This is a genomic window from Actinospica durhamensis (assembly GCF_018139695.1).
In the GTDB taxonomy this organism is placed as follows: Bacteria; Actinomycetota; Actinomycetes; order Streptomycetales; family Catenulisporaceae; genus Actinospica; species Actinospica durhamensis.
Genome location: NZ_JAGSOG010000470.1, coordinates 1 through 3148, shown reverse-complemented (window position 1 = coordinate 3148; position 3148 = coordinate 1). Strand labels below are relative to the sequence as shown.

General features: G+C 71.7%; 2 protein-coding genes. One reads left to right on the top strand and one right to left on the bottom strand.

Annotated elements, in window-relative coordinates:
* Positions 1-2360 (bottom strand): transglycosylase domain-containing protein (locus tag KDL01_RS39995; RefSeq protein WP_212533941.1); only part of this gene is annotated, 2360 nt, incomplete at its 3' end.
* A gap of 209 nt (positions 2361-2569) precedes the next feature.
* Between KDL01_RS39995 and KDL01_RS39990 the strand changes: the two genes are divergently transcribed.
* On the top strand, positions 2570-3148 hold a 579-nt coding region (locus KDL01_RS39990; RefSeq protein ID WP_212533940.1), incomplete at its 3' end, for an NAD(P)/FAD-dependent oxidoreductase.

Sequence of the window (3148 nt, the reverse complement as noted above, 5' to 3'; positions counted from 1 at the left end):
TTGGCGGGCAGGGCGGCGCCGGGGCTCGCGGATGCGGACGCGGAGGCGCTCGGCTTGTCGGTCGGGAAGCCGGTGGGGGCGGCGAAGCCGACGTCGGGCTGGTCGGCCAGGGCGCCGTCCATGGCCTGGCGCCAGATCGGGGCGGAGATCGTGGCGCCGAAGATCTGGCCGCCGTAGTAGCGGCCGCCGATGGTGATGTCCGACATCGTCTCGCCCTTCTTGCCGGCGTCCACGAAGCCGGTCCACGCGGCGGCGGCCAGCTGCGGGGTGTAGCCGTCGAACCAGGTGGCCACGCCGCCGTCGGTGGTGCCGGTCTTCCCGGCGGCCGGGCGGCCGCCGGACAGGCCGAGGCCGGAGGCGGTGGCGCCGGGCTGGCTGAGCACGCCCTGCAGCATGGAGGTGAGTTCGTTGGCCACGTTGGGGTCGAGCACCTTCTTGCAGGTCTGGGCCTGGCCCTTGTACTGCTTGCCGTTGATGTCGTGCACGGCGGTGATCACGTAGGGGACGCAGTACGTGCCCTGATCCGCGACGGTGGCGTACGCGGCGGCCATCGCGATCGGGGTGATCTGGTTGGTGCCGAGGGTGAAGGAGGCGAACTGGTCCAGCGGCTTGCCGGTGCCGAGGTCGTTGTCCTTGGTCACGCCCATGCTCTGGGCCAGCTGCGCGGGGGCGCACAGGCCGGTCTGGGTCTCCAGGGTGAGGAAGTAGGTGTTGACGGAGAACCAGAAGGCCTGGTCCATCGGCACGACGTGGTCGGCCTTGTCGTCGTTGTCCGGCCGGTAGCTCGACGGCCAGGAGATCGAGGTGCCGCCGTCGGCGCAGGTGGCGAGGCGGGTGCCGACGAAGCCGGAGAGCGGGGAGGGCGAGTCGACCGGCAGACTCGGGTCGATGCCCTGGTTGAGCGCGGCGAGCCCGGTGAAGATCTTGAAGGAGGATCCGGCCTGGTAGCCCAGGGTGCCGTTGTGCGCGGGGTCGGCGGCGAGGTTGACGAAGGTCTGGCCGGCTCCGTTGCCCATCGGCCGGGACTGGGCCATGGCCTTGATCTGGCCGGTGCCGGGCTGGATCATGGCGATGGCCGAGGCGACCTTGTCGGTGGGGTAGGTGTGGTCGGCGACGGCCTTGGCCGCGGCGCTCTGCGCGGCCGGGTCGAGGGTGGTGGTGACGGTCAGGCCGCCCTGCTCCCACAGCGCCTCGCGGTCGGCGGCGGTGGCGCCGTAGTCCGGGTCGCTCAGGAACGTGGTGTAGACGTAGTTGCAGAAGAACGAGGCCGCGGCGACGGCGCCGATGCAGCCGCTGCTCTGGGCGGCCGGGTGCAGGCCGAGCGGGGTCTGTTCGGCCTCGGCGGCCTGTTGCGGCGTCAGGTAGCCCAGGTCCGGGGAGGCCATCTTCTCCAGCACCAGGTTGCGCCGGGCGAGGGTGGCCTGCGGGTTGGTGAACGGGTCGTAGTAGGTGGGGCTGTTCACGATCGCGGCGAGCATCGCGGCCTGGGGGGCGGTGAGCTGGGCCGCGGTGGTGGAGAAGTAGCGCTGGGCCGCGGCCTGCACGCCGTAGCTGCCGTTGCCGAAGTAGACCAGGTTGAGGTAGTTCTCCAGGATCTTCTGCTTGTCCATCTGCTTCTCGACCGACACCGCGTAACGCAGTTCGGTGATCTTGCGGGCGATGGTGTCGGCGACGGCCTGCTGCTGGCGTTTCTGGTTGGTGCCGGCCTCGAGCAGCAGCACGTTCTTGACGTACTGCTGCGCGATGGTGGAGCCGCCCTGGGTGCTGTCGCCCTGGGCGTCGTGGAAGAACGCGCGCACGGTGCCGGTCAGGTCGATCCCGCCGTGCTGGTAGTAGCGGGCGTCCTCGATCGCGATCAGGGCGTTGGGCATGTTCGCGTTGACCTGCTTGAGCGGGACCACGACGCGGTTGCCGTAGTCGCCCCAGGTCTGCGCCAGCACGGAGCCGTCCGCGGCCAGGATGTTCGTACGCTGCGGCAGCGCGGGGGCCTGGAAGTCGTCGGGCAGGTCTTCGAAGTGGTCTGAGGCGGCCTTGACCACGAGCGCGCCGGAGCCGAGCAGCGGCAGGGCGAGGCCGCCGAGCAGCACCCCGGCGAGCGCGCTCACGCCGAGGAAGACGGCCAGGGGGCGCCAGGACCGGCCGCGGCGCGACGGCTCGCCGGCCGCGGGCTCGGCGTCGGAGTCGTCGGCATCGGCCTCCGCGGCGAAGAACTCTGCCGCGGCGGCCGGCTCGTCCGGCGCGGGCTGCTCCTCGCCCGCCGCCGGTTCGTGCGCCGCGGACCGCTCCTCGCCCGCGGGCGGCTCGGTGGCGGCGGCCTCGTCCTGGGGCGCGGGTTCCTCGGAGTGCTCGGTGCTGCCCATGGGCTGCAATGTAACCAGGCCGCAGGCCGGAGCCGTGCAGGTCGGAGCTGTTCGGCGTTTCGCATGAGGATGATAGGACTGATGTCGGCCGGACGGGACCGTTGGGACGGCCGATCGCGGGTATACGAGGCGGGACCATGAGGACCTTGGTCGGCCGTCGACGCGCACGATAGGTTGACGGCGGACCATCCGCCAGCGTCTGGAGTGCCATGGACCAGCCCGAACCGCCGAACCCGAATTCGAACCCGCCGCGCCCGCTGTCCTGGAATCCGGGCTCGCGCCACCGGGTGCTGATCATCGGCTCCGGATTCGGCGGGCTGTTCGCCGCGAAGGCGCTGCGGCGGGCGGAGGCGGACGTCACGATCCTGGCGAGCACCCCGAACCACCTGTTCCAGCCGCTGCTCTACCAGGTCGCCACCGGCATCCTGTCGCAGGGCGAGATCGCGCCCGCGGTCCGGGAGATCCTGCGCCGCCAGCGCAACGTCAGGGTGCTGCTGGGCACGGCCGTCTCGATGGACCTCGAGGCCAGGACCGTCACGGCGCGCGCGCCCGGACGCACCGCGCCGTTCGACGTGGGCTACGACAGCCTGATCGTGGCGACCGGGGCGAGCCAGTCCTACTTCGGCCGGGCGGAGTTCGCCGAGCACGCGCCGGGGCTCAAGAGCATCGACGACGCGCTCGAACTGCGCGGGCGGATCTTCGGCGCGTTCGAACTCGCCGAACTCGAGGAGGATCCGCGGGCGCGGGCCCGGCGGCTGACCTTCGCCGTGGTGGGGGCCGGGGCGACC